The organism is Dyadobacter psychrotolerans, assembly GCF_004349265.1.
GTDB lineage: Bacteria > Bacteroidota > Bacteroidia > Cytophagales > Spirosomataceae > Dyadobacter > Dyadobacter psychrotolerans.
This window is the reverse complement of record NZ_SMFL01000001.1, coordinates 760,305-783,990: the sequence shown is the minus strand read 5'-3', so window position 1 is coordinate 783,990 and position 23,686 is coordinate 760,305. Positions and strand designations below refer to the sequence as shown.

General features: G+C 41.3%; 19 protein-coding genes and 1 riboswitch. Of the genes, 14 read left to right on the top strand and 5 right to left on the bottom strand.

Going from position 1 to position 23,686, the window contains the following annotated elements; all coding sequences use genetic code 11:
• Positions 1–23: 23 nt before the first annotated feature.
• Positions 24–119: riboswitch (TPP riboswitch) on the top strand.
• Positions 120–211: 92 nt separating this feature from the next.
• The 6 genes from thiM to E0F88_RS03255 all read left to right on the top strand — a co-directional run bounded on the left by thiM (position 212) and on the right by E0F88_RS03255 (position 4,181).
• Positions 212–1,003, top strand: coding sequence for a hydroxyethylthiazole kinase (thiM, locus tag E0F88_RS03280; RefSeq protein ID WP_131956612.1), 792 nt, complete (start codon positions 212–214; stop codon positions 1,001–1,003).
• Positions 1,000–1,647: a thiamine phosphate synthase gene (gene thiE, locus E0F88_RS03275; RefSeq protein ID WP_131956610.1), complete on the top strand. Its 648-nt coding sequence runs from the start codon at positions 1,000–1,002 to the stop codon at positions 1,645–1,647. The genes thiM and thiE overlap by 4 nt, the downstream gene beginning before the upstream one ends.
• Entirely contained in the window at positions 1,644–2,465 is an 822-nt protein-coding gene (thiD, locus tag E0F88_RS03270; RefSeq protein ID WP_131956608.1) for a bifunctional hydroxymethylpyrimidine kinase/phosphomethylpyrimidine kinase, read from the top strand. The genes thiE and thiD overlap by 4 nt, the downstream gene beginning before the upstream one ends.
• Entirely contained in the window at positions 2,462–3,112 is a 651-nt protein-coding gene (gene tenA / locus E0F88_RS03265) for a thiaminase II (RefSeq protein ID WP_131956606.1), read from the top strand. Before thiD ends, tenA begins: the two co-directional genes overlap by 4 nt.
• 147 nt (positions 3,113–3,259) lie before the next feature.
• On the top strand, positions 3,260–3,541 hold the full coding sequence (locus E0F88_RS03260) for a 2TM domain-containing protein (RefSeq protein WP_131956604.1): 282 nt from the start codon (positions 3,260–3,262) through the stop codon (positions 3,539–3,541).
• 139 nt (positions 3,542–3,680) lie between these two features.
• Positions 3,681–4,181, top strand: a complete 501-nt coding sequence (locus tag E0F88_RS03255) for a pyridoxamine 5'-phosphate oxidase family protein (RefSeq protein ID WP_131956602.1) — start codon at positions 3,681–3,683, stop codon at positions 4,179–4,181.
• Between the two features lie 74 nt (positions 4,182–4,255).
• On the opposite strand, the gene E0F88_RS03250 is transcribed toward E0F88_RS03255, so the two are convergent.
• Entirely contained in the window at positions 4,256–4,795 is a 540-nt protein-coding gene (locus E0F88_RS03250; RefSeq protein ID WP_131956600.1) for a YciE/YciF ferroxidase family protein, read from the bottom strand.
• Positions 4,796–5,045: 250 nt separating this feature from the next.
• Between E0F88_RS03250 and E0F88_RS03245 the strand changes: the two genes are divergently transcribed.
• Both E0F88_RS03245 and E0F88_RS03240 read left to right on the top strand, forming a co-directional pair.
• The gene (locus E0F88_RS03245) at positions 5,046–5,960 is read left to right on the top strand and encodes an LEA type 2 family protein (protein WP_165939979.1); all 915 of its coding nucleotides are present in this window, start codon (positions 5,046–5,048) and stop codon (positions 5,958–5,960) included.
• Between the two features lie 233 nt (positions 5,961–6,193).
• Positions 6,194–9,343, top strand: a complete 3,150-nt coding sequence (locus E0F88_RS03240; protein WP_165939978.1) for a sensor histidine kinase — start codon at positions 6,194–6,196, stop codon at positions 9,341–9,343.
• A 20-nt stretch (positions 9,344–9,363) separates the two neighbouring features.
• On the opposite strand, the gene E0F88_RS03235 is transcribed toward E0F88_RS03240, so the two are convergent.
• The 3 genes from E0F88_RS03235 to tnpA all read right to left on the bottom strand — a co-directional run bounded on the left by E0F88_RS03235 (position 9,364) and on the right by tnpA (position 13,277).
• Positions 9,364–11,301 carry a glycoside hydrolase family 127 protein gene (locus E0F88_RS03235; protein ID WP_131956594.1) on the bottom strand — a complete coding sequence of 646 codons (1,938 nt, stop codon included), beginning with the start codon at positions 11,299–11,301 and terminating at the stop codon, positions 9,364–9,366.
• Positions 11,302–11,449: 148 nt separating this feature from the next.
• Complete coding sequence (locus tag E0F88_RS03230; RefSeq protein WP_131956592.1) at positions 11,450–12,826, bottom strand: sigma-54-dependent transcriptional regulator; 1,377 nt, start codon at positions 12,824–12,826, stop codon at positions 11,450–11,452.
• 4 nt (positions 12,827–12,830) lie between these two features.
• Complete coding sequence (tnpA, locus tag E0F88_RS03225; protein ID WP_131956590.1) at positions 12,831–13,277, bottom strand: IS200/IS605 family transposase; 447 nt, start codon at positions 13,275–13,277, stop codon at positions 12,831–12,833.
• Positions 13,278–14,682: 1,405 nt separating this feature from the next.
• On the opposite strand from tnpA, the gene E0F88_RS03220 reads away from it, so the two are divergent.
• On the top strand, positions 14,683–15,930 hold the full coding sequence (locus E0F88_RS03220) for an efflux RND transporter periplasmic adaptor subunit (protein ID WP_131956588.1): 1,248 nt from the start codon (positions 14,683–14,685) through the stop codon (positions 15,928–15,930).
• Between the two features lie 59 nt (positions 15,931–15,989).
• On the opposite strand, the gene E0F88_RS03215 is transcribed toward E0F88_RS03220, so the two are convergent.
• Positions 15,990–16,346, bottom strand: a complete 357-nt coding sequence (locus tag E0F88_RS03215; protein ID WP_131956586.1) for a four helix bundle protein — start codon at positions 16,344–16,346, stop codon at positions 15,990–15,992.
• Positions 16,347–16,476: 130 nt separating this feature from the next.
• Here E0F88_RS03215 and E0F88_RS03210 point away from each other — a divergent pair, with 130 nt between their 5' ends.
• The 5 genes from E0F88_RS03210 to E0F88_RS03190 all read left to right on the top strand — a co-directional run bounded on the left by E0F88_RS03210 (position 16,477) and on the right by E0F88_RS03190 (position 23,684).
• Positions 16,477–17,154 carry an ABC transporter ATP-binding protein gene (locus E0F88_RS03210; RefSeq protein ID WP_131956584.1) on the top strand — a complete coding sequence of 226 codons (678 nt, stop codon included), beginning with the start codon at positions 16,477–16,479 and terminating at the stop codon, positions 17,152–17,154.
• Positions 17,155–17,307: 153 nt separating this feature from the next.
• Positions 17,308–17,883 (top strand): lipoprotein 17-related variable surface protein, encoded by a 576-nt coding sequence (locus E0F88_RS03205; RefSeq protein WP_131956582.1) that lies wholly within the window; start codon positions 17,308–17,310, stop codon positions 17,881–17,883.
• A gap of 124 nt (positions 17,884–18,007) precedes the next feature.
• Complete coding sequence (locus E0F88_RS03200; RefSeq protein WP_131956580.1) at positions 18,008–20,437, top strand: ABC transporter permease; 2,430 nt, start codon at positions 18,008–18,010, stop codon at positions 20,435–20,437.
• A 90-nt stretch (positions 20,438–20,527) separates the two neighbouring features.
• The gene (locus E0F88_RS03195) at positions 20,528–22,951 is read left to right on the top strand and encodes an ABC transporter permease (RefSeq protein ID WP_131956578.1); all 2,424 of its coding nucleotides are present in this window, start codon (positions 20,528–20,530) and stop codon (positions 22,949–22,951) included.
• Between the two features lie 55 nt (positions 22,952–23,006).
• Positions 23,007–23,684 carry a hypothetical protein gene (locus E0F88_RS03190; protein WP_131956576.1) on the top strand — a complete coding sequence of 226 codons (678 nt, stop codon included), beginning with the start codon at positions 23,007–23,009 and terminating at the stop codon, positions 23,682–23,684.
• The last annotated feature ends 2 nt before the right edge of the window (positions 23,685–23,686 follow it).

Here is a 23,686-nt window from a genome sequence, read left to right as displayed (position 1 = left end):
AAAACTACTACATTCGTAATTAAGAATGGCTTTAGGGGTGTCCGAAATACGGACTGAGATTTATACCCTTTGAACCTGACACAGTTGATGCTGTCGTAGGAAAAAGCGTTTAGAAGGCAAAGTGTTGTCTTTTTTCTCTTTGGTTGGTTAAATTATTTTTAGTACAAACCGCCTCCCTCTTGCCCGTTCTCTCAATTTAATAATAGAGATAATGGATATTAATTTTGAACAAAACCTGATCAATTTAAGGAGTCAAGCCCCTTTGGTGCAAAACATCACCAATTTTGTAGTGATGAATTTCACTGCCAATGCGTTGCTTGCCGCCGGAGCTTCACCCGTTATGGCGCATGCTGCTGAAGAGGTAGAGGATATGGTTGCCATCGCCGGAGCTTTGGTCGTGAATATTGGCACACTCTCACCTCCATGGGTAGCGGGAATGAAGCTGGCAATGAAACGTGCCGCAGAATTAAACAAACCCATTGTTCTGGATCCTGTTGGAGCTGGTGCTACGCCATATCGCAATGCTGTTTTGAACGAACTTCTGACAATTGCATCTCCAACAATAATCCGTGGAAATGCTTCTGAAATTATGGCTTTGGCCGGTACAAATATCCGGACGAAAGGTGTCGACAGTACCGCTGTTTCACTCGATAGTCTGGAAGCTGCAACTGCATTGAGTTTAAAATATGGTTCAGTTGTCAGTGTAAGCGGGGCGACGGATTTGATTGTCAGCGGTCAGAAAATAGCTTATGTTGAAAATGGTGTACCGCTGATGACCCGTATTACCGGAATGGGCTGTTCAGCATCCGCGATCGCCGGCGCTTTTGTTGCCATTCAATCTAATCCTTTTGAAGCGGCGATTTTTGCGGCTGTAATGATGGGTGTCTGCGGAGAAATGGCTTTTCAAAAAACACAGCTGCCAGGATCTTTTCAAATTGCATTTCTGGATGCGCTGGCAGAAATAACTCCTCAGAATCTTCAGGTTTCATCCAGAGTAAAATGAAAGAAAATATCTTAAATCAGATCCAGTTATATCTGGTAACCGACGAGGCCGCCTGCCTGGGCCGGGACTTTTATTGGGTTGTTGAAGAAGCGGTGAAAGGTGGTGTGACGATGGTGCAGCTTCGCGAAAAAACGTTGGGAACCCGTGCTTTTATCGAACGTGGTAAACGACTGAAAGATCTGCTGGCGCCCTATCATGTGCCTTTAATCATCAATGACCGGGTGGATGTTGCCCTGGCCATTGATGCAGATGGCGTGCATGTGGGGCAAAACGATATGCATTACAATATGCTAAAAGATTTGTGGCTGCCGGAAAAAATTGTCGGGATATCAGCGGAAACACGTGAAGATGTTTTTGAAGCAGAAACCTGGAAAATTTCCTACCTGGCTGCCAGTCCGCTTTTTTTTACCGCTTCCAAAACAGATACTGAAACACCGTGGGGTAAGGAAGGACTGAAATGGATGAGGCAAAATTCGAGACATCCTTTGGTTGTAATCGGTGGCCTAAACGACAAAAATGCAGCAGAGGCTCTGAGAAACGGAGCAAATGGCATTGCAGTCATTTCTGCGATATGCAGTGCTGAATCTCCTTTCCAGGCTGCAACCCAATTAATGTCCATTTTTAACAAATCGAATTTAAAATGAAAAGATATCCAACCGTGTTGACCATTGCGGGATCGGACAGTGGAGGAGGGGCGGGAATACAGGCGGATCTAAAAACGATTTCAGCTTTGGGTGCCTACGGAATGTCAGCGATTACGGCCCTTACCGCACAAAATACAGTGGGTGTCCGCGCCATTCATCCCGTTCCGGCTGAATTTCTGAAACAGCAGCTTGAAGCAGTTTTCGAAGATATCACCATTGATTCGGTAAAAATAGGAATGATTAATACTGTTGAAGTGGCCTTGATCATTGCCGAAATATTGGACAGATTTAAACCTGGTTTCGTCGTTTTTGATCCTGTTATGGTTTCAACAAGCGGAGCCAAGTTGATTCAGGACGAAACCGTGGCAGTTTTGTGGAAAGAATTGTTTCCCAGAGTTAACCTGATCACACCTAATCTTGACGAAGGTGAAATTTTAAGTTCAAAGAAAATTGAATCGCTGGATGATATGAAAAAAGCAACTGACGAAATGCTGTTGAAAGGTTGCAATGGGATATTGCTAAAAGGAGGTCATTTGGTCGCCCCAACCTTGTATGATGTTTTTGCACAGAAAGGCAAGGAAATGCTTATTCTGGAAAGTGATTATATCGAAAGTGAAAATGTGCACGGAACCGGCTGTACTTTATCTTCCGCCATCGCAACTTATGTCGCCCTTGGGAATTCAATTACTGAGTCAATTCTTCTGGCCAAAAATTATGTATCGGACGCAATCGGGGCTGGGAAAAATGTCAAAACCGGTCATGGTCACGGACCTTTAAATCATTCTTTTTCCCCAATAAAAATGCAGATAAAGTTATGAAATTTACGGATCAACTTTGGGAAGAAGCATTGCCGGTTTATACCGAAATTGAGAATCATCCTTTCAATCAGGAACTTAAAGACGGGACTTTGCCGGTTGAAAAATTCCAATTCTACATTTATCAGGATTCGCTTTATCTGGCCGACTTTGCAAAAGCGCTTGCCACTGCGGGCACCCGTGCCGGTAACAGTAGCGAACTGCTCGAATTCCTGCAATTCGCACAGAATGCAATTTTGGTTGAGCGGGCTTTGCATATCGGTTACTTTAAGGAATATGACATCGATTTGAAATCCGGAAAGGCGCCAGGCTGTTTTGCTTACACCAATTATTTATTAGCAGCGAGTACTTTTGAAAGTTATGAAGTTGCAGTAGCGGCCCTGCTTCCCTGTTTCTGGATTTATAAAAAAGTGGGGGATTACATTTATGAAAATCAAGCGAAGCCAAACTCCTATCAAAACTGGATCGATGCATACGCGGGAGAAGACTTTGCAAAATCGGTTGAAAATGCACTTAAAATTTGTAACCAACTGGCGCAGAATGCCTCTGAGTCTACCAAATTGAAAATGAGAGAAGCCTATTTGACAGCTTCGCGGCTAGAGTATGTCTTTTGGGACAGCGCTTACCGGCTGGAAGAATGGCCGGTTTAAAGTGTGCATTTTAGTTGATCTGTCCGTTACTGATCTTCATCCATCAAATCCGTTGGTTCGTCTTAATTGTCTGTTCCGGGTTAGTTTTAGGTTTTAAATTTGAATCATAAATAAAAAACCTGGTCAAAATCTTAAACAAAAAACGCTATGGAAACGCCACGAAACGAATATCTCTGGAGAAAAGCTAAACAAAGAGCAGGTTTTAAAATCCATCTGCGTAGCTATCTGATCGTAAATGCAGGACTATGGCTGATCTATTTTTTGTCAATGGGTAACCACTCATTACGTCATTTTTATCCCTGGCCAATCTGGCCTATGCTGGGTTGGGGAATCGGACTTGCTTCGCATTACTTCACAGCCTACGGCAATCTGGATGAGAAAGCACTGGCAGAAAGGGAATATGAAAAATTAGTAAAAGAGCAAAGATAAATGTAACATACATATATTGAAAGGCCTGTCAGTAAAACGACGGGCTTTTTGTTTTGAGTTTGTTTTAAGTTATATCAGGATGGAACAGTTATTGTATCGACCCAATCATTTATAAGTATGAACAAACAAACAGAAAATTATGGAAAAGGACCTGCAGGATATAGAAGCAATAAAAAAATTAAAGTCATTAGCGGAAGACATTCGTTTTTGCATGTATACTACTTATAAAAACGGCAAAATTGAATCCCGCCCAATGACGACCCTTGACATTGATGGGGAAGGAAATGCGTGGTTTTTTACCAGTCGTCAAACGGAAATAGGAAGTGATACCAACTGGAAGGAATCGGTGTCGCTGATTTATTCTGATCCTAAAAATAACTCTTATGCAAGCGTTTCAGGTAACGCTTCGGTGGTTGAAGATGAAGCAAAAAAAGAGGAGTTGTGGAGTTTTATGTCAAAAGCGTGGTTTCCGGGTGGGAAGGATGATCCGGATTTGGTCATGCTTAAAGTAACAACGGACGAAGCGGCATACTGGGACAGCACTTCTTCAAAGATGGTGGTATTTTTCTCCATGTTAAAAGCAGCCGTAACCGGTACTACACCCGATGGCGGTGATCACGGGAAATTAGATCTGGTTTAAAATATTAGCATATAAAAATAGCCCATCCGAATCAATTGATTTAGATGGGCTATTTTTATACACTTCTTTATCTGCTATTCAGCGTGTGCTTCTTCGTTTACATACATTTCCGCCAGTTCAGTCAGTTTGTGATCGGTTGTTCCTTCTTCATCCAGGGTAGTTTGAAGTAAATCCGCTACTTCCGGATATCCAAGTGTCCTGGCTATGTTACGCAACGTACCGTATGAAGCGATTTCGTAATGCTCTATTTTTTGAGCTGCCATAATCAGGCCACAGTCACGAACCATGGTATCTTTATCGGTGCTTTCAATTATCTCTGTGCCTTCTTCGAGCAAACCTTCCATAGCAGCACACTTTTTAGCCTGTGCTTTTTCATCAATCATACCGAATACTTCTTCAAGGCGGCTTACATGTCCTTCTGTTTCAGTAGTATGTGTTTCAAAAGCAGATCTTAATTCTTCTGATGTTGCAGCTTTTGACATCTTAACCAGCGCTTTTGCCAGATGTTTTTCAGCCCAGTAGATATCTTTTAAACCATCTACAAAGAGCTCTTTCAATTTTTCGCCGTCACTTTCAGTAATTTGTTTTGTGGACTTATTTTTGGTCGTTTTCATGATTGTATAATTTTAGGTTACACGGTTTATTGACAATGAGAAATCTCATTTCGGCTGGTGGTTTTAAAATTCTGTACCAAACAAAAATTATTAAAAAGGCTCATTATAAGGTAATTAATGAAGACATAAGTACACATATACGTTGTAAACATGAGGGCATCTGGGGACTTGCGCAGGAAAGACGTTACCAACTGAGGTTGTAAGAGGAATGATTTTTGATCACTATACTTTCAAACTTAAACCGGTGATTATGAACCTCAAAAGACCATTCAAAATTCTGTTAATTCTTATTGTTTTTGTAATTGCGGGAGTTGTTGCATGGCATTTTTACAAGAAAAATCATGAAAATCCGGTATCCGGTTTGAAACCAAGAGTTGAAATGGGAATTGGCCGGATCAGCAACATTACAGACAGCACCATTGACTTGTCGCTGAATTTGCTGGTACACAATCCGCTTCCAATTGGCTTTGACGTAAACGGTTTTGACTATTTTGTTCAAATGAATGGCGTGACAATCATTCAAAATAAATATGAAGAACCGCTGGCACTTAAAGCGAATGATAGCACGATGGTAACTTTGCCTTCAAAATTAAAAATTGCCGATCTGTCGAAGGAAGGTGATAAGGAAAGCAGCAAAGGAGAAGACAGTGCCGATTATCACTTTGAAACGGTTTTTCATTTTCAAAAACCTATTTTGGGAAAAGACAGTCTGACCTTATCCATGGATAAAAGATTGCCTTTGTACCAGCTCCCGAAAGTTGAGGTTGTAGATTTTGATATGGAAAAATTCAGGCTGAGTAAATCCGATGTAATTATAAAATTGAAATTTAGTAATCGCAACAGCTTTCCTATACAATTCAAAAACCCATCTTACGTAGTTGATCTTGGAAAGCAAAAACGTCTTGCAGAAGGGAAGGTTAAAGACATGACGAGAGTGAAAGCGCACAGCAGCGAGATCTATGAAATTCCTCTTGCCATAAATATGGGGAAAGTACTTAAAGCTGCCGGACAAATTATTACAAAAGGCAAGGAACTTCCCTTTACCCTTTACTTTAAAAGTAAACTGGTTTCTGACAATGATATTTTTAAGGACAGTGATGTAAATATCATCGTAGACGGAGAACTTCGGGATATAGATACCGTTAAAAAGAACCTGGCGAACTAGCGTCTGCGTATATATGTCGAAGTTTGGAACTTAGTAGTCTTACAGTTTTTTTAAGTAAAAAAAGATAATGTTACATCATTTATTAAGCATTCGAAAAGTCTTGACAGATAGTTCTATTACGAAATGTATATCAAATAAATTATATGTAAATCTGATCGAAAAATGTTACCTCATCAGATGTTTTAGGTCCTATCACCGGGTAGATGCTCATCGATACGGACTTAAACTTCAGGATGATGTTAACGAAAATCTTCATACTTGCCGTTTTAACATTTTTATTCACAAAAGGTAAAATTTCAGCGCAGGATTTACATGGTAATCAGGAGCCTGAATATCATGTAAAACAATATACGGATGAAAACGGACTGCCGCAAAATAGTGTAAGAAGTTTAGCCAGGGACAAAAATGGTTTTCTCTGGATTGCAACGGAGAATGGTTTAGTACGCTTCGACGGACACAATTTCTATGTTTTTAACAAATCTAATACCGGTCAGAAAAATACTCGTTTCCATACAATACAACCAGACATAACGAGACCGGAAAGGTTTTATGGAGTTTCTAATGATTTTGAAATGCTGCGGATTGAAAATTCTGTTGCTGTGTCGGACTCATCGTATCTGCGTAAAATCAAAATGGTCCCACACATTAATGAGGGTCATAATGTCAGTCTGCTTGCATCCGGTTCACCCAATTATTTATGGGAAGAAGCAGATCCCCTTTATTATATCATCTTGTCGCCCAATGCAGAAGACCGTTTTTTTATACTTCACCGAAACAGGATTGAATTTTTTGATAAATGGAAAAAGGCTGGTGAACTTCAAATAAAAAGTCCTCTTTTTCGCAATTACTTTAGCCTGGGTGGAAATTTGTACAAGGTTGAAAATGATAATACGATACTTTGTATTGACACGAAAGGTACAAAGCGATTTTCGTTGACAGGTGACATTCTTGAAGATCCTGATTATCAGAAGCCCGGTAAAACACTGAAAGTTTACTGGAACAATATTTCCGATCAGGTATTTATTCTTCTGAACCAAAATTTTTATTATCTCAGCCAAATTGCGGACAGCACTTTCCGCACTCAGCTTATTCTCAGAGGCTTTGATTTTGAGACAAATAACATCATTACCGTTCACTACGACCAGTTCAGAAGCAGAATATTTCTAGGAAGCCTCACAAGAGGTCTTTTTGTGTTTTCTGAAAAAATGTTCAGAACACTCAGGTTTGGTGAGAGAGACATGGATAATATTTTTTATGCCCAAACCCTTTTTGATCATAAAAACGTGCTTACTCCTGGCGGAATAATATTCGGAGACGAAACAAAGCAAGGACTTTGGAGGCAACATGAAGCAGTTTTACCTGCTGTTCGTAAAAATTTCAAACTTGACGGGCGAAGTATTTTGACTGATCAAAACGGATTTATCTGGATCAAATCGGGTGAATTATTATACAGGTATGCACCAAAAGGCCAAAAGCTTTTACATTCCTGGAATCTGCATGATGAAATAAAAACCATTTACCAGGGTTGGGAGGGAAGGATATGGATCGGTTTGAAATCGAAGGGCCTTTTTTATATCCGGCATGGCCAGGAAAATCTACACCCGAAAGCATTTAACACTTACACTATCAAAAACATTGTATTTATCTTACAGTCAAATAATAGTTTATGGCTGGCAACGGAACAGGGTCTTTATAACGTGTCACTTAAAACAGGAAGAACTGCTGTAATCAAGGGAACTGAAAGGATGTTTGTAAGGAGCCTGTATATTTCCCCTTCATCCACGGGACTGTTTTTTACAACCTATGAAGACGGAATTCTCTATTACAACCGGAACAAACTTGTTCAGTTTCCGCCGGATGTTAATGGCTATTTAGCTGCCGCTCATTGTATTACAGAAGATCAAAAAGGTTTTTTCTGGATTACAACCAACAAAGGTTTGTTTCAGGTTTCTAAAAAAGACCTGCTGAATTATACCAGGTTAGCCGGAAGCGGAAAGGCTGAAATACGGACTCCATTTTACCTTTATTATGCCAAAGATCATGGTTTTAAAACAAACGAATTTGATGGAGGCTGCCAGCCGTGCTCAGTAAAATTACCGGACGGACATTTTTCGCTTCCTTCTTTAAATGGTCTGGTCTGGTTTAAACCGGAGGATATAGAGTCCGAGCAGCCGGATGGGAAATTGCTTATCGACAGGCTGGAAGTACACGGAAAATCGAGGTTCATAACAAATGATACGATTACGCTGCCCGTTAACCCTAAAAATATAAGTCTTTCTATTGCCACGGCGTATTTTGGGAATATAAACAACCTTCTGCTCTCGTATAAAATAAGTGGCGACGCATTAACCGGTAAATCGGAGTGGATAAGTTTAAAGGCTGGTGATCCCGTAATCCGCTTTTCCGAACTCGGATCAGGGGCTTATTTTTTGCAGGTAAAAAAAGTCAGCGGTTTTGGCAGTGGTAATGAAATTGTCAAGTCGCTTACCATTATAGTGAATCGTAATTGGTATGAAAAATTATGGTTTCAGCTGATTTGCGTTGGTGTAGCTTTATTGATAATTTATCTCTACATCAGGTTTAGAATAAGACATTTACGAAACCGAAATCAGGAGCTGGAAGAAAAAGTAATGTTAAGAACCCAAAATCTTGAACAGACTTTGCTGGCGCTCCGGGATTCAGAAAAGGAACTGAACAGGCAAATGCACATCCAAAGCAGGCTCATTGCTTCAATCAGCCATGATATTCGAACACCCTTGAAATACATGATTTCTTTCACGGAGAGAATTAATGGATTTATCAACAACAAGGAATATGATACAGTTTCTGATATTGGCAAAAGCCTGACAACCTCGGGTAAAAGGATGTACCAATTGTTGGAAAACATGATTGGATATATAAAAACGCAGGTATATGGTGAGCATTTGCAAAAGGAAAATATATTGTTACGCCCTTTGGTAAAAACAAAAGCCGAGCTTTTTTCACAGGCCATTCAGGAACAATCCAATAAATTTATATACGAAGTACCTGCAAAGCTTTCGGTGGAAACCAATGTGCAATTGTTTGGAATTGTGATACATAACCTGATTGACAATGCAAATAAATATACGTACCAAGGTGTCATAAGGGTTAGTGTAGAAAATCGTGGAGGCAGTCTGCATTTCATCGTCGCTGATTCCGGTCCCGGGATGCCGGATAATCTGATGGACTGGCTAAATCAATCGTCTAACGATTTCATCGAAAAATCAGCGACCGTTTCAGAAGATTATCATGGCCTTGGTCTGTTGATCGTCAAGGAAATTTCGGCGCTTCTACACTTGACAATCCTTGTTGAAAAAGAAAATGGTACAAGGGTTCATCTGATTTTTAATTCGGAAAAGTAAGATGGATTTGAAACATGGCTTCACTTTGAATCAAACCAGACAGTCATTTCATTTGCTCCTCTGTTTGCCCAGGCAAAATATGGGATTAGCGTAACATCAGCTGATTTCAGTACCATTACCCCTCCCAAAAATTCTTTCCTGAATTCCGGTGTAAAAGTTTGTCCTGCGTTGACTTTAATCGAAAGTACCTTGCCTTCATTGTCATCCCCTTCTGCGCAGTACAAAACAGGACCCCGTTCAATTGCAATTTTGCCTTTATCTGCTTTGATATTTTGATTAGCGATCACTTTTTTTACAGGCATATCCAGTGAAAGTGAAATGATGTCGCCTTTTTTCCAGGTTCTTGTGATTTCTAAATAACCCTTTTCGACCGTTGCCTTTATGGGTTTACCATTTATTTTTAATTCAAAGGACAGCGGATTTTTGTCCGTATAGGTATACAGATCACCTGGAATTACGTTTCCCTGCACCCAGCCGGGGATCCGGATCGAAATCGGGAAAGTCAGTGACTTTTCCGGATTTACAGTCATTTTGACGTCACCATTCCATGGATAATCTGTTTTTTGAGAAAGCTTGACTTGTACATCACTAATTTTTGTATTGATTTCGCTGTCGGCAAAAAGATTTACAATCAATTCATTTCCCTTTTTAGCGTAAATATAAGCAGGCATGGAAGGGAGAAATCTTGATACGTTCGTAGGGCAGCAGGCAGTGCCAAACCAATCACTTCTCAATGCGCCACTGCCTTTTCCGAAATCGTTGGTCCCGTTTGAGGCCATAGGATTAACATAAAAAAATTGATTGCCTTTGATGGACATTCCACCCAGAAAGCCATTGTAAAGAACGCGCTCGAAAACATCCATATACTTGGCTTTTCCTGTATACAAATACATTTTATGGTTCCATAACATGTTGGCAACTGCGGCACAAGTTTCGGCGTAGGCATTATCGTTGGGCAATACATAAGCGGAATCAAATGCCTCCCCATCTTCACGTGCTCCAACACCGCCGGTAATGTATTGCTTTTTTAAAGTTGCATCATCCCAAATGTTATGTATTGCAGCACTGTATTTTGGATCATCTTCGATTGTGAGCATATCGGTAATTGCAGTATACAAGTACTGGGCACGAACCGCATGTCCGACAGCTTCTTTCTGTCTTACAACCGGTATCTGATCCTGGAAATAGGATGGGCCTAACTTATGGCCATCAAGAAAGAGCGGGCGTTTATCGGATCTTCCCCGCATATCAATGAAAAATCTGGCAAGGTCAAAATATTCTTTTTTGCCGGTAGTGCGTGAAAGTCTGATCAAAGCAATTTCTGCCTCTTCATGGCCAGGTACTACAACAAGCTGACCCGGATTTGGTCCGAAAGTCCTGACGAGATGATTAGCGCTTTTAATTGCTACATTCAATAAAGACTTTTTACCGGTTGCTTCAAAATGCGCAATGGCTGCTTCATAAAGATGCCCCACATTGTAGAGTTCGTGGCTTCCGTTTTCAAAAGAGTAACGGTATGGGCCGGCATTCCAGTTGTAAGATCCGGTTGTATCCTTATTGATCGTTCGTATGGTGTAAAGATAACCATCCGGTTCCTGCGCAGCTTCAAAAAGTACGATCAGGCTATCGAGGTATTTATCCAGCCTGGCATCATATCGGTTTTGCAGTGAATATGCAGCGCCTTCCACCGCCTTGAATACATCAGAATCATCAAAAAGAGCTCCTTTGAATTTGCCTTGTTGTAAACCTCCCGCAATCGCAAAATTGTCAAAACGACCGGATTGTGCACATTGTTCCAAAACGTGTGGTATGGTTACATTACTTGCAATTTGCAATCGGGTGTGCCAAAAGCCTTGCTGCGTTTTAACATCTTTCAACGGAACAGCTTGTATGTTTGTCTGAGAAAAGACAGGATAGAATGATAGTACAGAAAGCAGCAAAACAAGATACTTGGTCATTTTAAATCAATTAGGTAAGCGTTGCAGCCAGACCGTGAGTAAGCACTGGCAACATGGGAACCTGAAAAAAATGTACCAAAAGGGGCTCCTGATGAATTCATCAGGAGCCTTTCTTATTTGCTGATCGTTCAATATTTACTTCAATATCTTAAAGACCATATTTTTCCATTCGCCGGTAGAGCGCCGCTCTGCTTAGGCCGAGTTCGCGGGCAGCATCTGTTATGTTTCCGTTGAAGCGTTTCATGGCCTTGACGATAAGTGTTTTTTCCATGTCTTCAAGGTCAAAACCGGTTGCAGTGGATGCCTGGCCGCCGGAGCTTTTCAGAAAGAGGTCGTCTGGTTGCAAAGTTTTTTCCTGAGAAAGAATAACCGCCCGTTCAATGGCGTGCTGCAATTCACGAATATTTCCGGGCCAGTTATACTGCTGCATTTTTTTGATCAAAGCACTGCTGATGTCCGTCACAGGCCTGTTGTACTTTTTGCTAAATTGTTTTAGATAAAAATCTGCAAGAACTGCAATATCTTCCTGGCGTTCACGCAGAGGCGGGAGATCGAGCTCAATCGTATTAATCCTGTAAAGAAGATCCTGACGAAACACCTTTTCCTCCACCATTTTCTCAATATTCATGTTCGTTGCGCAAATCAGCCGTACATCCAGAGGGATCGGTTTGTTGGATCCAACTCTTGTAACGCGTCTTTCCTGTATGACTGTCAGTAATTTAGCTTGTAGCGGCAAAGTCAGGTTTCCGATTTCGTCAAGAAAAATGGTTCCGCCCTTAGCTTCTTCAAACCTGCCGGCCCTGTCTTCTTTTGCATCTGTAAATGCACCTTTAACATGGCCAAAAAGTTCGCTTTCAAACAAAGTCTCACTTAACGCGCCGAGATCAACGGTTACAAAAGGTTTATCTGCCCGTTTGGAATGTTGGTGAATATGTTTTGCCAGCTGTGTTTTTCCGGTTCCGTTTTCGCCCAGCACCAGTACGTTGGCATCCGTTGCGGCTACACGTTCGGAAGTATGCAGGACCTGCTTCATCGAGTCGCTTGAAGCTATAATTGTGTCTGCGGAAGGCTTGCCCTTTTTACTGTCTTCTTTCGTTTTTTCTTCGTTTGCAGTACCTGTAGCTGCCAAAAGAGAAGCGCCACTTTGAAGTGCTGCTTCAATTGTGTTGAGCAATTTATCATTCTCCCAAGGTTTTAAGACAAAGTCCGTCGCACCCGCCTTTATTGCTCTGATGGCCATTTCAATATCCCCATAGGCGGTGATCATGATCACTTTTGTTTTAGGGTTGATGTCCAGAATCCGGTCGAGCCAGTGAAAACCTTCACGTCCGCTATTAACATCCCTGGTGAAGTTCATGTCCAGCAGGATGAGGTTGTAATCATTGTTGGTAACCAAAAAAGGCAGCTTTTGTGGATTTTTTTCAATATCCACTAGTTTAGCATGGCGTTTTAATAGAAGTTTCGCGGCGCTGAGCACGTCGACGTCATCGTCGATAATGAGGATTTTTGCTTCTGAGAGTAACATTTCTTTAAGTTAAATATTTTTCGTCGAACCTGATTTGCTGTTCGTTTAACATGGCTATAAATTCTTCCCTAAAAGTAATCTTTTTGTGATGTTGTTCCTGATTTTTAACGTATTCAATTAATATATTTACTTCTCCGAAAGAATAAGTAAATGCTCCATAACCTTCCTGCCAGCCTGAGAAGCCGGTAAATAAATTATTTTCTTTGAGAAATACGGAACTGCTGATTTTTATGTCTTTAACCAGCGAGGATAGGGAAACAGAAGGGTGAAGGCTTGTCAAGATGTGTATGTGATCACTTACACCGTTGATTCGATATAGATGACAATTTTTATTTTTTAGAATACCATAAATATATTTAAACAACAAAGGACGATTTTCCTTCAACAGAACAGGCTCACGTTCTTTTGTACTGAAAACGATTTGATAAAGAATTTGTGTGTAAGTGCTCATTTTAGTTTGTTGGTTTGAAGTAAGGTTTTGTTGTTTTCATGACGTTGGTTTTGAGGTAATGTAACAGGATGAGTCTTTCAATCCCGTTGTTGAAAGCGTTGCTAGTCCGTTCAACCCTTCCAGGGTTGTTTTGTAGGACCGCGTTATCTTTCCTCCGGATTACATCCGGGGCTATTCAGGTTTAAGCCCTGTCGGACTTTTGCATAGTATCTTACTCTTCTATGACGCTCTTGAAGACCCAACCGTATACCTTAGTTCCATGACGCCAGTCCCGAAGGGATATCACTTTAATAGCTCCGGATGCAATCCGGGGTTAAATAAAATCCATTTAAATCGTCACAACCCTGAAAGCGTTGCTAGTCCGTTCAACCCTTCCAGGGTTGTTTTGTAGGACCGCGTTATCTTTTTCCGCCGGATTACATCCGGGGCTATTCAGGTTTAAGCCCTGTCGGACTTTTGCATAGTATCTTACTGTTCTATGACGCTCTTGAAGACCCAACCGTATACCTTAGTTCCATGACGCCAGTCCCGAAGGGATATCACTTTAATAGCTCCGGATGCAATCCGGGGTTAAATAAAATCCATTTAAATCGTTACAACCCTGAAAGCGTTTCTAGTTCGTTCAACCCTTTCAGGGTTGTTTTGTAGGACCGCGTTATCTTTTTCCCCCGGACTACATCCGGGGCTATTCAGGTTTAAGTCCTGTCGGACTTTTGCGTAGTATTTTACTGTTCTATGACGCTCTTGAAGACCCAACCGTATACCTTAGTTCCATGACGCCAATCCCGAAGGGATATCACTTTAATAGCTCCGGATGCAATCCGGGGTTAAATAAAATCCATTTAAATCGTCACAACCCTGGAAGGGTTGAAAGCGTTTCTAGTTCGTTCAACCCTTCCAGGGTTGTTTTGTAGGACCGCGTTATCTTTTTCCACCGGACTACATCCGGGGCTATTCAGGTTTAAGTCCTGTCGGACTTTTGCGTAGTATTTTACTGTTCTATGACGCTTTTGAAGATCCAACCGTATACCTTAGTTCCATGACGCCAATCCCGAAGGGATATCACTTTAATAGCTCCGGATGCAATCCGGGGTTAAATAAAATACTTTAAATCGTCACAACCCTGGAAGGGTTGAACAGGTATCCCATTTGTAATTCACAACAAACATTTTGCGATATGTCCGTACACGTACAGAAATGTCCGATAATGAACAGATTTGCAAATCGTTTTAATGGTTATTTAATTGGTTAACAGATGTTTAATGTAGTTTTATATTTCTGGCATAGTGATTGGATACAATAAGGAGGATTTGAACAGGATATCAATTATTATTACAATATAATGGAAGTTAAAACACCTAACTCGACTCACTCCGGCAACGGATTTACCGGTGGGTCATCTAATATGGATAAGATTAAGCCTAAGAAGTTCTGGACTACACAGCGAATCGGTATTATAGCCGGCAGTTTATTACTCGTTGGATTCCTGGTTTATCAGTTTTTTCTTTCGGACAAGAGAACCAAACTAAATGTAGATCAGGAGAAATTGACAGTTTCAACGGTTTCTCAGGGTAAATTCGATGAATTTATTGTGGTTACAGGGGTTGTTCAGCCACTGAAAACAATTCAGCTTGATGCTATCGTTGGAGGATATGTTACTGAAAAACTGATTGAAGGGGGTAACATGGTAAAGCAGGGCGAAGTACTTCTTAAACTGGAAAACCAGAATTTGAAACTAAGCTTTTTACAATCGGAAACAGAAGCCAGCCGCCTGGTAAATGATTTGCAAAATACCCGTCAGAGCCTTCGTATCGCCCGTTTTAACTTACAAAAAACATTAAGTGAACTTGATTTTCAAATTGATCAGGCGAAGGATGCGCATGACAGAAATATTAAGTTATACAAAGACAAAGTAATTCCAGATGCGGAATACCTGAAAACAAAACGTGAATTCGAACGCCTCACTAAACAGCGTGACATTGAAGTAGAATCTCAAAAATATCAGGAAGAAAACTCTAAAATGCAGATTACGCAGCTGGAAGGAACGTTGGCCAGTACACAGAAAAACGTAAACCTTTGGAGACAAACGCTTGAAAATCTTTCTGTAAAAGCTCCTGTGTCCGGATTGCTGTCATCGATGAATGTGGAAGTTGGTTCAAACATTAACCAGGGACAAAATATTGGTCAGATCGATGACCTGAACGGTTTCAAAATGCGTGTAAGTGTTGATGAGCATTACATTTCCAGAATTTTTGCCGGACTGGTTGGCTCTATGGATTTTAACGGAAAAGAATACGAGCTTAAAATCATCAAAATATATCCCGAAGTGGCAAGTGGAAGATTTGAGGTGGATATGGCATTTGAAAAAGGTGCTCCTGAACTGATAAAAAGAGGCCAGTCGGCGCCGATCCGTTTGCAACTTGGGCAGCCTTCTCAGGCAACATTACTACCGGTTGGCGGATTCTTCTCTGAAACAGGAGGTAACTGGGTGTATGTAGTGGGCGAAGACGGAAAACGTGCGGCAAAACGCAAAATTACCTTAGGTCGAAAAAATCCTGAGTACTTTGAAGTTTTAGAAGGTCTTAAACCAGGTGAAAAAGTAATTACAAGTTCGTATGAGAACTTTGGAGATAATGAGGTTTTGGAGTTTTAGTTAGCTGTAAGCTTTTAGTGATTAGCTTATAGCGGCAATACTCTGGATTGTTACATTGACTATTTTGAGTTTAATTTTCTGATAAAGGCGTTTAGTATATTTTTTATCACAATGAGCTGGTTATCAATAGATTCATAAATGGGGAAGGGAATGCACTCCAAATCCTTGGCTAAGAGAAGTTGGTATTCAAGCTCATTAGCTGAACCATTTGCAATAACAAGATAGTGAGAAAGCTCTTTGTCTGAAAGCCTTCCGCAACCTTCTGAAATGTTTGAGAGAAGCGAGATTGCGGATCTTCTGATCTGACTGGTTAAACCATACAGTTCCTTTTTTGGAAAGGCCTTGGAAACTTTATAAATCAAAAGAGTTAAGGTGTGGCTTTTTTGCCAGACAGTCAAAGTTTTGAAATTTCGCATTTTACAAGGTTTGATGATAAATTAGTTAGATTCCGAAAATGAAAAAAGGTAACATCATTAGTGATTAAGATAAATAGTAATTCAATTTAAAAGGCTAAAAGCCAATCGCTAATAGCCAATAGCCAAAAAAATGATAAAAATTACAAACCTGCAAAAGATTTTCTCTACTGAAGAAGTAGAAACGACCGCCCTGAATGGTATCGATATGGATATCAAAGACGGCGAGTTTGTGGCCATTATGGGTCCGTCCGGTTGTGGTAAGTCGACCTTACTCAACATTCTCGGATTGCTTGACAACCCAAGTGAGGGCTCTTACGAGTTTTACGGAACAGAGGTTGCAAAGATGTCGGAACGTCAGCGTGCGCAAATCCGCAAAGGAAACATCGGGTTTGTGTTTCAAAGCTTTAATTTGATCGACGAACTAACGGTTTATGAAAATGTCGAACTTCCGTTGTTGTATTTGAAAACACCTCCTGCCGAACGTAAGGAAAAAGTGGAAGCTGCCCTGAACCGGATGAATATGATGCACCGCCGGAATCACTTTCCGCAGCAGCTTTCAGGAGGGCAACAGCAGCGGACTGCCATTGCAAGAGCCGTAGTTGCTAATCCAAAAACAATACTTGCAGATGAGCCTACCGGTAACCTTGACTCCAAAAACGGAGAAGAAGTGATGAATCTGCTGAGCCAGCTGAACAACGCCGGAACAACAATTCTAATGGTAACGCACTCGCCGTATGATGCAGGATTTGCACATCGGATTGTAAATCTGTTCGATGGAAAAATCGTGACAGAAAAAGTACACGTTTAATAGCTTTTAGCGGCTGGTTTGGAACTGCCGCTTTGTAGCTTATGGCCTTCGTTTGTATACCGCAAACGAGGGTTTCAGGTTCGCAGACTACTTTGAAGTTCAAATTTAACCTGGCTAAAGGCTACCGGCTAATAGCTAAATACCAAACCAGCCATGAAAAAAATTCTGACCATTTTACTTGCCGGTGTATCGACACTGGCCTCTGCTCAGCACAAAATAGACCTGAACCGTAGTGTTGACGACAACGGGCGAAACCTGACGATTCGGGTTAACGGTACAATTGATGGTAAAGCCATCGATTATGAAAAAACCTTTAGTGTTGCCGGACTTAGCAGGGAGGAAAAAGCCGAAATTAAAGAAAAGGTTTTTGATTCTCTTGGCATAAATGTTGAAACCCCGGCTCCACCACGTGCCCCTCGGGCGCCTAGGTCATATCAGGCACAGCAGCCATCAGGGCATCTTTCCGCAGGCGTTTCCGAAGGTTTGTCTTCTGTAATTTTATCTGATAGTGAGCTAACAAAAGACAATTCTGCTGCAAAAGCGAAGCCGTTTTCAAAGGAAGTGAAATTTAATGATCAAACAGGTGAGTTATATCTTCGCTATCAGTTTATGAAGGGCGGCGAAGAATTCATTTATGAAAAAACCGTTGATGCCAGTTCAAAATCTTCCAGGCAACGTGATAGTATCATAAAAAGCTTCGAAAACGAGATTGAACTTCCGTGTAAGTAAAAAATATTTTCTCTTCTTCTTCTTCATTCCTCCTCTTCTTCCGAAAATCAGGGGGGGAGAGGAGATTTTTCATTTCCCGTTTAAGCAGGCAAATAGTTTATTTTTACCGCTAAAAAATTTAAAGATGCTACGAAACTATCTAAAAATCGCATGGCGGAATTTGGGTAAAAACAAGTTTTACACTTTTCTGAATGTTTTCGGATTAGCACTTGGATTGGCAAGCTGCCTGCTGATTACTTTGTATGTACTGGATGAATTAAGCTACGATAAATCTTTCAACCATGCAGACCGGATATATCGGGTAAATTCAGACATCAAATTTGGCGGCGCCGAAATGAAACTGGCCGTAGCTCCTGATCCAATGGCTTTTACAATGTTAAAGGATTATCCGCAGGTGGAAGCCGCGATGCGAATACGGGAAGATGGAAGTTCTTTGGTGCGTAGGACTGGTACTACCGAAAATTTGCAGGAAGCATTAGTCGTTTACGTAGATTCTAGTTTTTTTAAGGTATTTCAAATTCCGATCGTTGCGGGAGATAGTCACCGGGTGCTCACCCAACCGAATACGATGGTCATCTCAGAACGTGATGCTGAAAAGTATTTTGGTAAAGAAAATCCGATAGGAAAAACGCTGCTGCTTGACAACAACCAGTCTTACACGGTGACAGGCGTTATGGAAAACATTCCTTCGCACTCTCACCTGGGTAGTTTGAACATGCTGTTGTCTATGAGTACCAACAGGGAAAGCAGGGAAGATAATTGGGGAAGCCATAATTTTAATACATACTTGTTGCTTCGGGAAGGTGTTGATGCGGCAGGCTTTGAAAAAAACTTTGATACGATTCTTGAAAAGTATACAGGCAAATGGACTCAAAGCGTGATGGGTGCCACGCTTAGCGAATTAAAAAAATCGGGAAGTTATATCAAATATGCTTTGATGCCGGTGACTGATATTCATCTTCGCTCAGACCGGACAGCAGAACTTGGGAACAACAGCAATGTTCAATACGTATATATTTTCAGCCTGGTTGCTGTTTTTCTGCTCGCAATCGCTTGTGTCAATTTTATGAATCTTGCCACGGCGCGTTCTTCAAACCGGGCGAGAGAAGTAGGTGTTCGCAAGGCCCTGGGTTCAGAAAGATCGTCTCTTGTAAATCAGTTTCTGACGGAAGCGGTCATGTTAAGTTTTCTTGCATTAGCATTGGCGATTATTCTTGCAATCCTTGCTTTACCGCTTTTTAACAATCTTGCCGGTAAGGAAATTGCCTTTCCCTACCAAAATGGGCTCTTTTGGGCGGCGTCAGTTGTAACAGGCATTGTCGTGGGTATAATGGCGGGAAGTTATCCCGCGTTTTTCCTGTCTGCATTTCAGCCTTTGAAAGTGTTAAAAGGCGCTGTACAACTTGAAGGTAAAGGCGGATATTTACGAAATTCACTTGTTGTTTTCCAGTTTATGATTTCGGTGATGCTCATTATCGGTACAGGTGTTATTTACAAGCAGCTGAATTATATACAAACGAAAAAACTGGGTTTTAATAAGGAGCAGGTGTTGATTGTAAAAAATGCTTATGCATTGAATCGCCAGTCACAGGCTTTCAAAGAAGAAGTATCTCAATTGCCCAATGTTGAAACCAGTACAATCACAAGTTTTTTGCCCACGCCTTCAACCAGAAGTGATTACGGGTTTTTTCCGGAAGGGCAATTACAGCAGGACAAAAGCGTAAGTATGCAAAAGTGGGATGTTGATTATGATTACGTCAAAACCCTGAACCTGGAAATGAAGGCGGGCCGTGCGTTTCAAAAGGATTTTCTTTCCGATTCTTCCGGAATTTTAATAAATGAAACTGCCGCTAAAATTCTTGGTTTTGCAGATCCTGTTGGTAAAAGAATTTTTATCATGCCGGATGAGAAAACCCGTGAACGCATCACTTTTACCATTTTGGGCGTGGTGAAAAATTTTCACTTTGCATCCCTTCGCCAAAATATAGGTGCATTGAGTATGGTGTTGAAGCCAAGTAAGGGCCTGGTAGTGGTAAGATTAAAGGGAGGTGATTATACCAAAACGATCGGCCAGATTGAAGGTTTATGGAAAACCATGGCACCCGGACAGCCCTTCAACTACCAGTTCATGGATCAGGATTTTGATAGCCAATACCGAAGTGAGCAACGCGTCGGGCAAATTTTTATCACTTTTGCAGTCATATCCATCATTATAGGCTGCCTTGGACTTTTCGGTTTATCAGCCTACACAGCTGAGCGCCGGACCAAGGAGATCGGAGTAAGAAAAGTTTTGGGAGCCAGCGTTGGCAGTATTGTTGGGTTGCTTTCCAAAGATTTTATAAAACTGGTACTTCTTGCCATAATTTTTGGCAGCCCCATTGCCTGGTACGCGATGAATACCTGGCTGCAGGATTTCGCTTATCACGTCGAAATTTCATGGTGGATGTTTGTGTCAGCCGGGATACTGGCAATAGTAATTGCACTTTTAACAATCAGTTTTCAAAGTATTAAAGCTGCCCTGATGAATCCGGTGAAATCGCTTAGAAGCGAATAGCTGTTGGCGATTAGCAGGTAGCATAAAGAATGAAAGTAAATATTTATTCAAACGAGCTGATAGCTATCTGCTAAAGGCCAATAGCTGAAAATGTTAAAAAACTACTTCAAAACCACGTTCCGGTATCTCAACAGAAACCGGCTGTTTACTTCGCTGAATGTAATTGGTCTTTCTGTTGGGATCAGTGCATGCTGGATCATCTGCCGGATTATCAGTTATGAGTTTAGTTATGATATCAAACAGCCGCACAGCGAACGGATCTTTCGGGTTGTTAGCCGCTTTAAATCTGAAGGAAATGAAAGCGGTAACGGCGGGGTGCCTGCGCCCCTCGCATTTTCTGTCAAACAGCAGGTGCCGGGTATTGCGATGTCGGTGCCTATCTGGGAAAATTGGAAACAAAGCGTGAAAATTCCAGATGGAAAAACCTTTGATTCTCCTGAAAACCTGATGAGCACGACAAAGGAATACTTTAAAATGGTTCCTTATCAATGGCTTGCGGGAGATGCCGGGCATGCGCTTGAGGCGCCGGGGCAATTGGTAATTACCAAAAGCAGAGCTGAAAAATATTTCCCGAATATTTCACCCATAAATGTTCTTGGAAAAACGATACTGTATGAAGATTCCATTCCTATGCAGATATCCGGCGTTGTTGCCGATCTTGACTATCCAAACAGTTTTGTCGGGCAGGAGTTTTCTACTTTAATACTGCCAAAGGAGATTGAAAGCAGATGGGGAGGTGTCAATTCTAACAACATGATGTATGTGACATTGCTGCCCAATGCTTCCTCCCATAAGGTTTTGAAGCAGCTCAATGCGTTTTCCACTGAGAAAGGTGCGGAAGGAATGAAGAAATACAAATTCGAGCGCTGGCATACGCTTATTCCCATGAAAGAAGTTCATTTTTCGCCGGAATACAACGACAGAAGCCATAAAGCAAGCAAGAAGGTTTTATACGGGTTGACTGGAATCGCAGCCTTTTTATTAATTCTTGCCTGTATCAACTACATCAACCTGACAACCGCTCAGGTTCCGCAGCGTGCCAAAGAAGTGGGAATACGAAAAACATTAGGCAGCTCGCGCTGGCATTTGATTCGCCAGTTTTTATCCGAAACGCTGGCCATCTCTATACTTGCACTTGGTTTATCATATTTGCTTTCGCTTTGGGCACTGAACTCTTTTAAAGATCTGATTCCGGAGGGTTTTGGAGGTTATATTAATTATTGGCAGATCAGTGCTTTTTTAATCGTTCTCGTGCTTGCCGTAACCTTGTTTTCAGGTGTATATCCTGGCTGGCTTATTACCCGTGTGCAGGCAGCAAGTATTATGCGGAGCTCAGCGACGATTCAGGTTGGGAAAAACAGTTTCTCTTTAAGAAAAAGCCTTATTGTTTTTCAGTTTGTTGTCGCTCAGCTATTTATTGTCGGTACACTAGTCGTGAGAGAACAGCTTCATTACCTGATGAATAAGGATCTGGGGTTTGACAGAGAAGCCGTCGTGATGGTACAGGTGCCCTGGTGGAAGCTTCGGAATAATCCTGCATATAAGGATCGCCAGTTTACGATGCAACAGGAACTTGAAAAACAGCCCGGGATTGAAATGGTTGCACTGGGAGATCCACCTATGAATCAGTCATTTAGTAGTAACACATTTATCTATAAAGAGCCTGGTGGCAAGGTAAACGAACGAAATTTGTATCGTAAACACCTGGATACAACGCTTTTGGGATTATATAAAATAAAACTACTGGCGGGGAGAAATATTGCTTATTCGGACACCGTTCGTGAATATATGCTGAACGAGACCGCTGTGAAAGAGCTGGGTTTCAAGTCTCCGCAGGATGCCGTTGGGAAATATGTTAAAGAAATGGAGGGGACTTTGATACCCGTTGTCGGTGTGGTGAAGGATTTTCATATCGGTTCATTTTATCAAAAAATAGAACCGGTGATTTTATTGTCAGATAAAAGTAATCTTACCACGCTGAACATCAAATTAAGTTCCTCTGATCCGGCACAGTGGGAAGCTGCCTTAAAACGGACGAACGTAATATGGGATAAAATGTACCCGGCACAGCCCTTCAAGTATGAGTTTTATGACAGTACGCTGGATGAAATTTATAAAGACGAAAGAAATATGTCCAGAATCATCAACCTGGCGACGGCCGTGGCAATTGTGATTAGTTGTCTTGGACTATTTGGTTTATCGACCTTAACTACCTATCAGCGTATCAAGGAGATAGGGATTCGAAAAGTGCTTGGCGCAACAGTAACAAATATCGTTGCCTTACTTTCCAAAGACTTTGTAAAACTTGTATTGATCGCGATCATTATTGCCTCGCCTGTTGCCTGGTATTTTATGGATAAGTGGTTACAGGATTTTGTCTATAAAATCGACATCGAATGGTGGATGTTTGCACTTGCCGGCGTAGCGGCCATAGTCATTGCACTGCTGACAGTAAGTTTTCAAAGCATCAGAGCGGCTTTGATGAATCCTGTTAAAACACTAAAAAGCGAGTAAGGGTGCAGCAATGGATTTCTTCGTGTATGCCGTTAAATATAAAATATATCCCTTTATGAAGTTCCTGATATTTCGTTTTAAGAGATTAATTCTGTCGTTAATCATCACCACATGCCATATCACTGCTTTTGCTCAAAAGGTGGACGTCGATTTATCCGGGCTTGTGGTGGACAAAACTATAAAGGGTTATAACCGCCAAGTTACTATTATCCCATCCGGACCAAAAGGTTCTTATATTCATTTAAATGAAAATGAAGGGGCGGGAATGGCCTGGCTGGAAGGCGTACAATTTTCGGACGGGACAATCGAATTTGATGTCAAAGGTAGAAATGTCCTTCAACAGAGTTTTGTAGGGATTGCCTTTCATGGATCTAATGACAGTACTTACGATGCCGTATATCTGCGTCCGTTTAATTTTAAATCCCAGGAAGAAGAAAGACGAAATCATTCGGTTCAATACATATCTCTTCCTAAATACGACTGGCCCAAACTAAGGTCCGAATTTCCGAACAAATACGAGCAGCCAATTAGCCCGGCTCCCGAGCCGGAAGATTGGGTTCATTGTCGCCTGGTTATCAAAAATGACGAAATAAAGATATTTATTAATGACAATTCCACTCCAAGTCTTACTGTAAAAACGCTTGGTAATCACAAAGGAACCAAAATAGGTTTTTGGGTTGGTAACGGTTCCGACGGTGATTTTGCAAATTTGGATATCAGAAAGAATGTATAAAA

What these genes read in the sequence shown, in the direction of transcription:
- tenA (WP_131956606.1), top strand. Translation starts at nt 2,462, where the DNA reads ATGAAATTTACGGATCAACTTTGGGAAGAAGCATTGCCGGTTTATACC.
- E0F88_RS03250 (WP_131956600.1), bottom strand. Translation starts at nt 4,795, where the DNA reads ATGAAAACGACCAAAAATAAGTCCACAAAACAAATTACTGAAAGTGAC.
- E0F88_RS03210 (WP_131956584.1), top strand. Translation starts at nt 16,477, where the DNA reads ATGATAAAAATTACAAACCTGCAAAAGATTTTCTCTACTGAAGAAGTA.
- E0F88_RS03190 (WP_131956576.1), top strand. Translation starts at nt 23,007, where the DNA reads ATGAAGTTCCTGATATTTCGTTTTAAGAGATTAATTCTGTCGTTAATC.
- E0F88_RS03215 (WP_131956586.1), bottom strand. Translation starts at nt 16,346, where the DNA reads ATGCGAAATTTCAAAACTTTGACTGTCTGGCAAAAAAGCCACACCTTA.
- E0F88_RS03240 (WP_165939978.1), top strand. Translation starts at nt 6,194, where the DNA reads ATGATGTTAACGAAAATCTTCATACTTGCCGTTTTAACATTTTTATTC.
- E0F88_RS03205 (WP_131956582.1), top strand. Translation starts at nt 17,308, where the DNA reads ATGAAAAAAATTCTGACCATTTTACTTGCCGGTGTATCGACACTGGCC.
- E0F88_RS03220 (WP_131956588.1), top strand. Translation starts at nt 14,683, where the DNA reads ATGGATAAGATTAAGCCTAAGAAGTTCTGGACTACACAGCGAATCGGT.
- thiM (WP_131956612.1), top strand. Translation starts at nt 212, where the DNA reads ATGGATATTAATTTTGAACAAAACCTGATCAATTTAAGGAGTCAAGCC.
- tnpA (WP_131956590.1), bottom strand. Translation starts at nt 13,277, where the DNA reads ATGAGCACTTACACACAAATTCTTTATCAAATCGTTTTCAGTACAAAA.
- E0F88_RS03200 (WP_131956580.1), top strand. Translation starts at nt 18,008, where the DNA reads ATGCTACGAAACTATCTAAAAATCGCATGGCGGAATTTGGGTAAAAAC.
- E0F88_RS03235 (WP_131956594.1), bottom strand. Translation starts at nt 11,301, where the DNA reads ATGACCAAGTATCTTGTTTTGCTGCTTTCTGTACTATCATTCTATCCT.
- E0F88_RS03260 (WP_131956604.1), top strand. Translation starts at nt 3,260, where the DNA reads ATGGAAACGCCACGAAACGAATATCTCTGGAGAAAAGCTAAACAAAGA.
- E0F88_RS03245 (WP_165939979.1), top strand. Translation starts at nt 5,046, where the DNA reads ATGAACCTCAAAAGACCATTCAAAATTCTGTTAATTCTTATTGTTTTT.
- E0F88_RS03255 (WP_131956602.1), top strand. Translation starts at nt 3,681, where the DNA reads ATGGAAAAGGACCTGCAGGATATAGAAGCAATAAAAAAATTAAAGTCA.
- thiD (WP_131956608.1), top strand. Translation starts at nt 1,644, where the DNA reads ATGAAAAGATATCCAACCGTGTTGACCATTGCGGGATCGGACAGTGGA.
- E0F88_RS03230 (WP_131956592.1), bottom strand. Translation starts at nt 12,826, where the DNA reads ATGTTACTCTCAGAAGCAAAAATCCTCATTATCGACGATGACGTCGAC.
- thiE (WP_131956610.1), top strand. Translation starts at nt 1,000, where the DNA reads ATGAAAGAAAATATCTTAAATCAGATCCAGTTATATCTGGTAACCGAC.
- E0F88_RS03195 (WP_131956578.1), top strand. Translation starts at nt 20,528, where the DNA reads ATGTTAAAAAACTACTTCAAAACCACGTTCCGGTATCTCAACAGAAAC.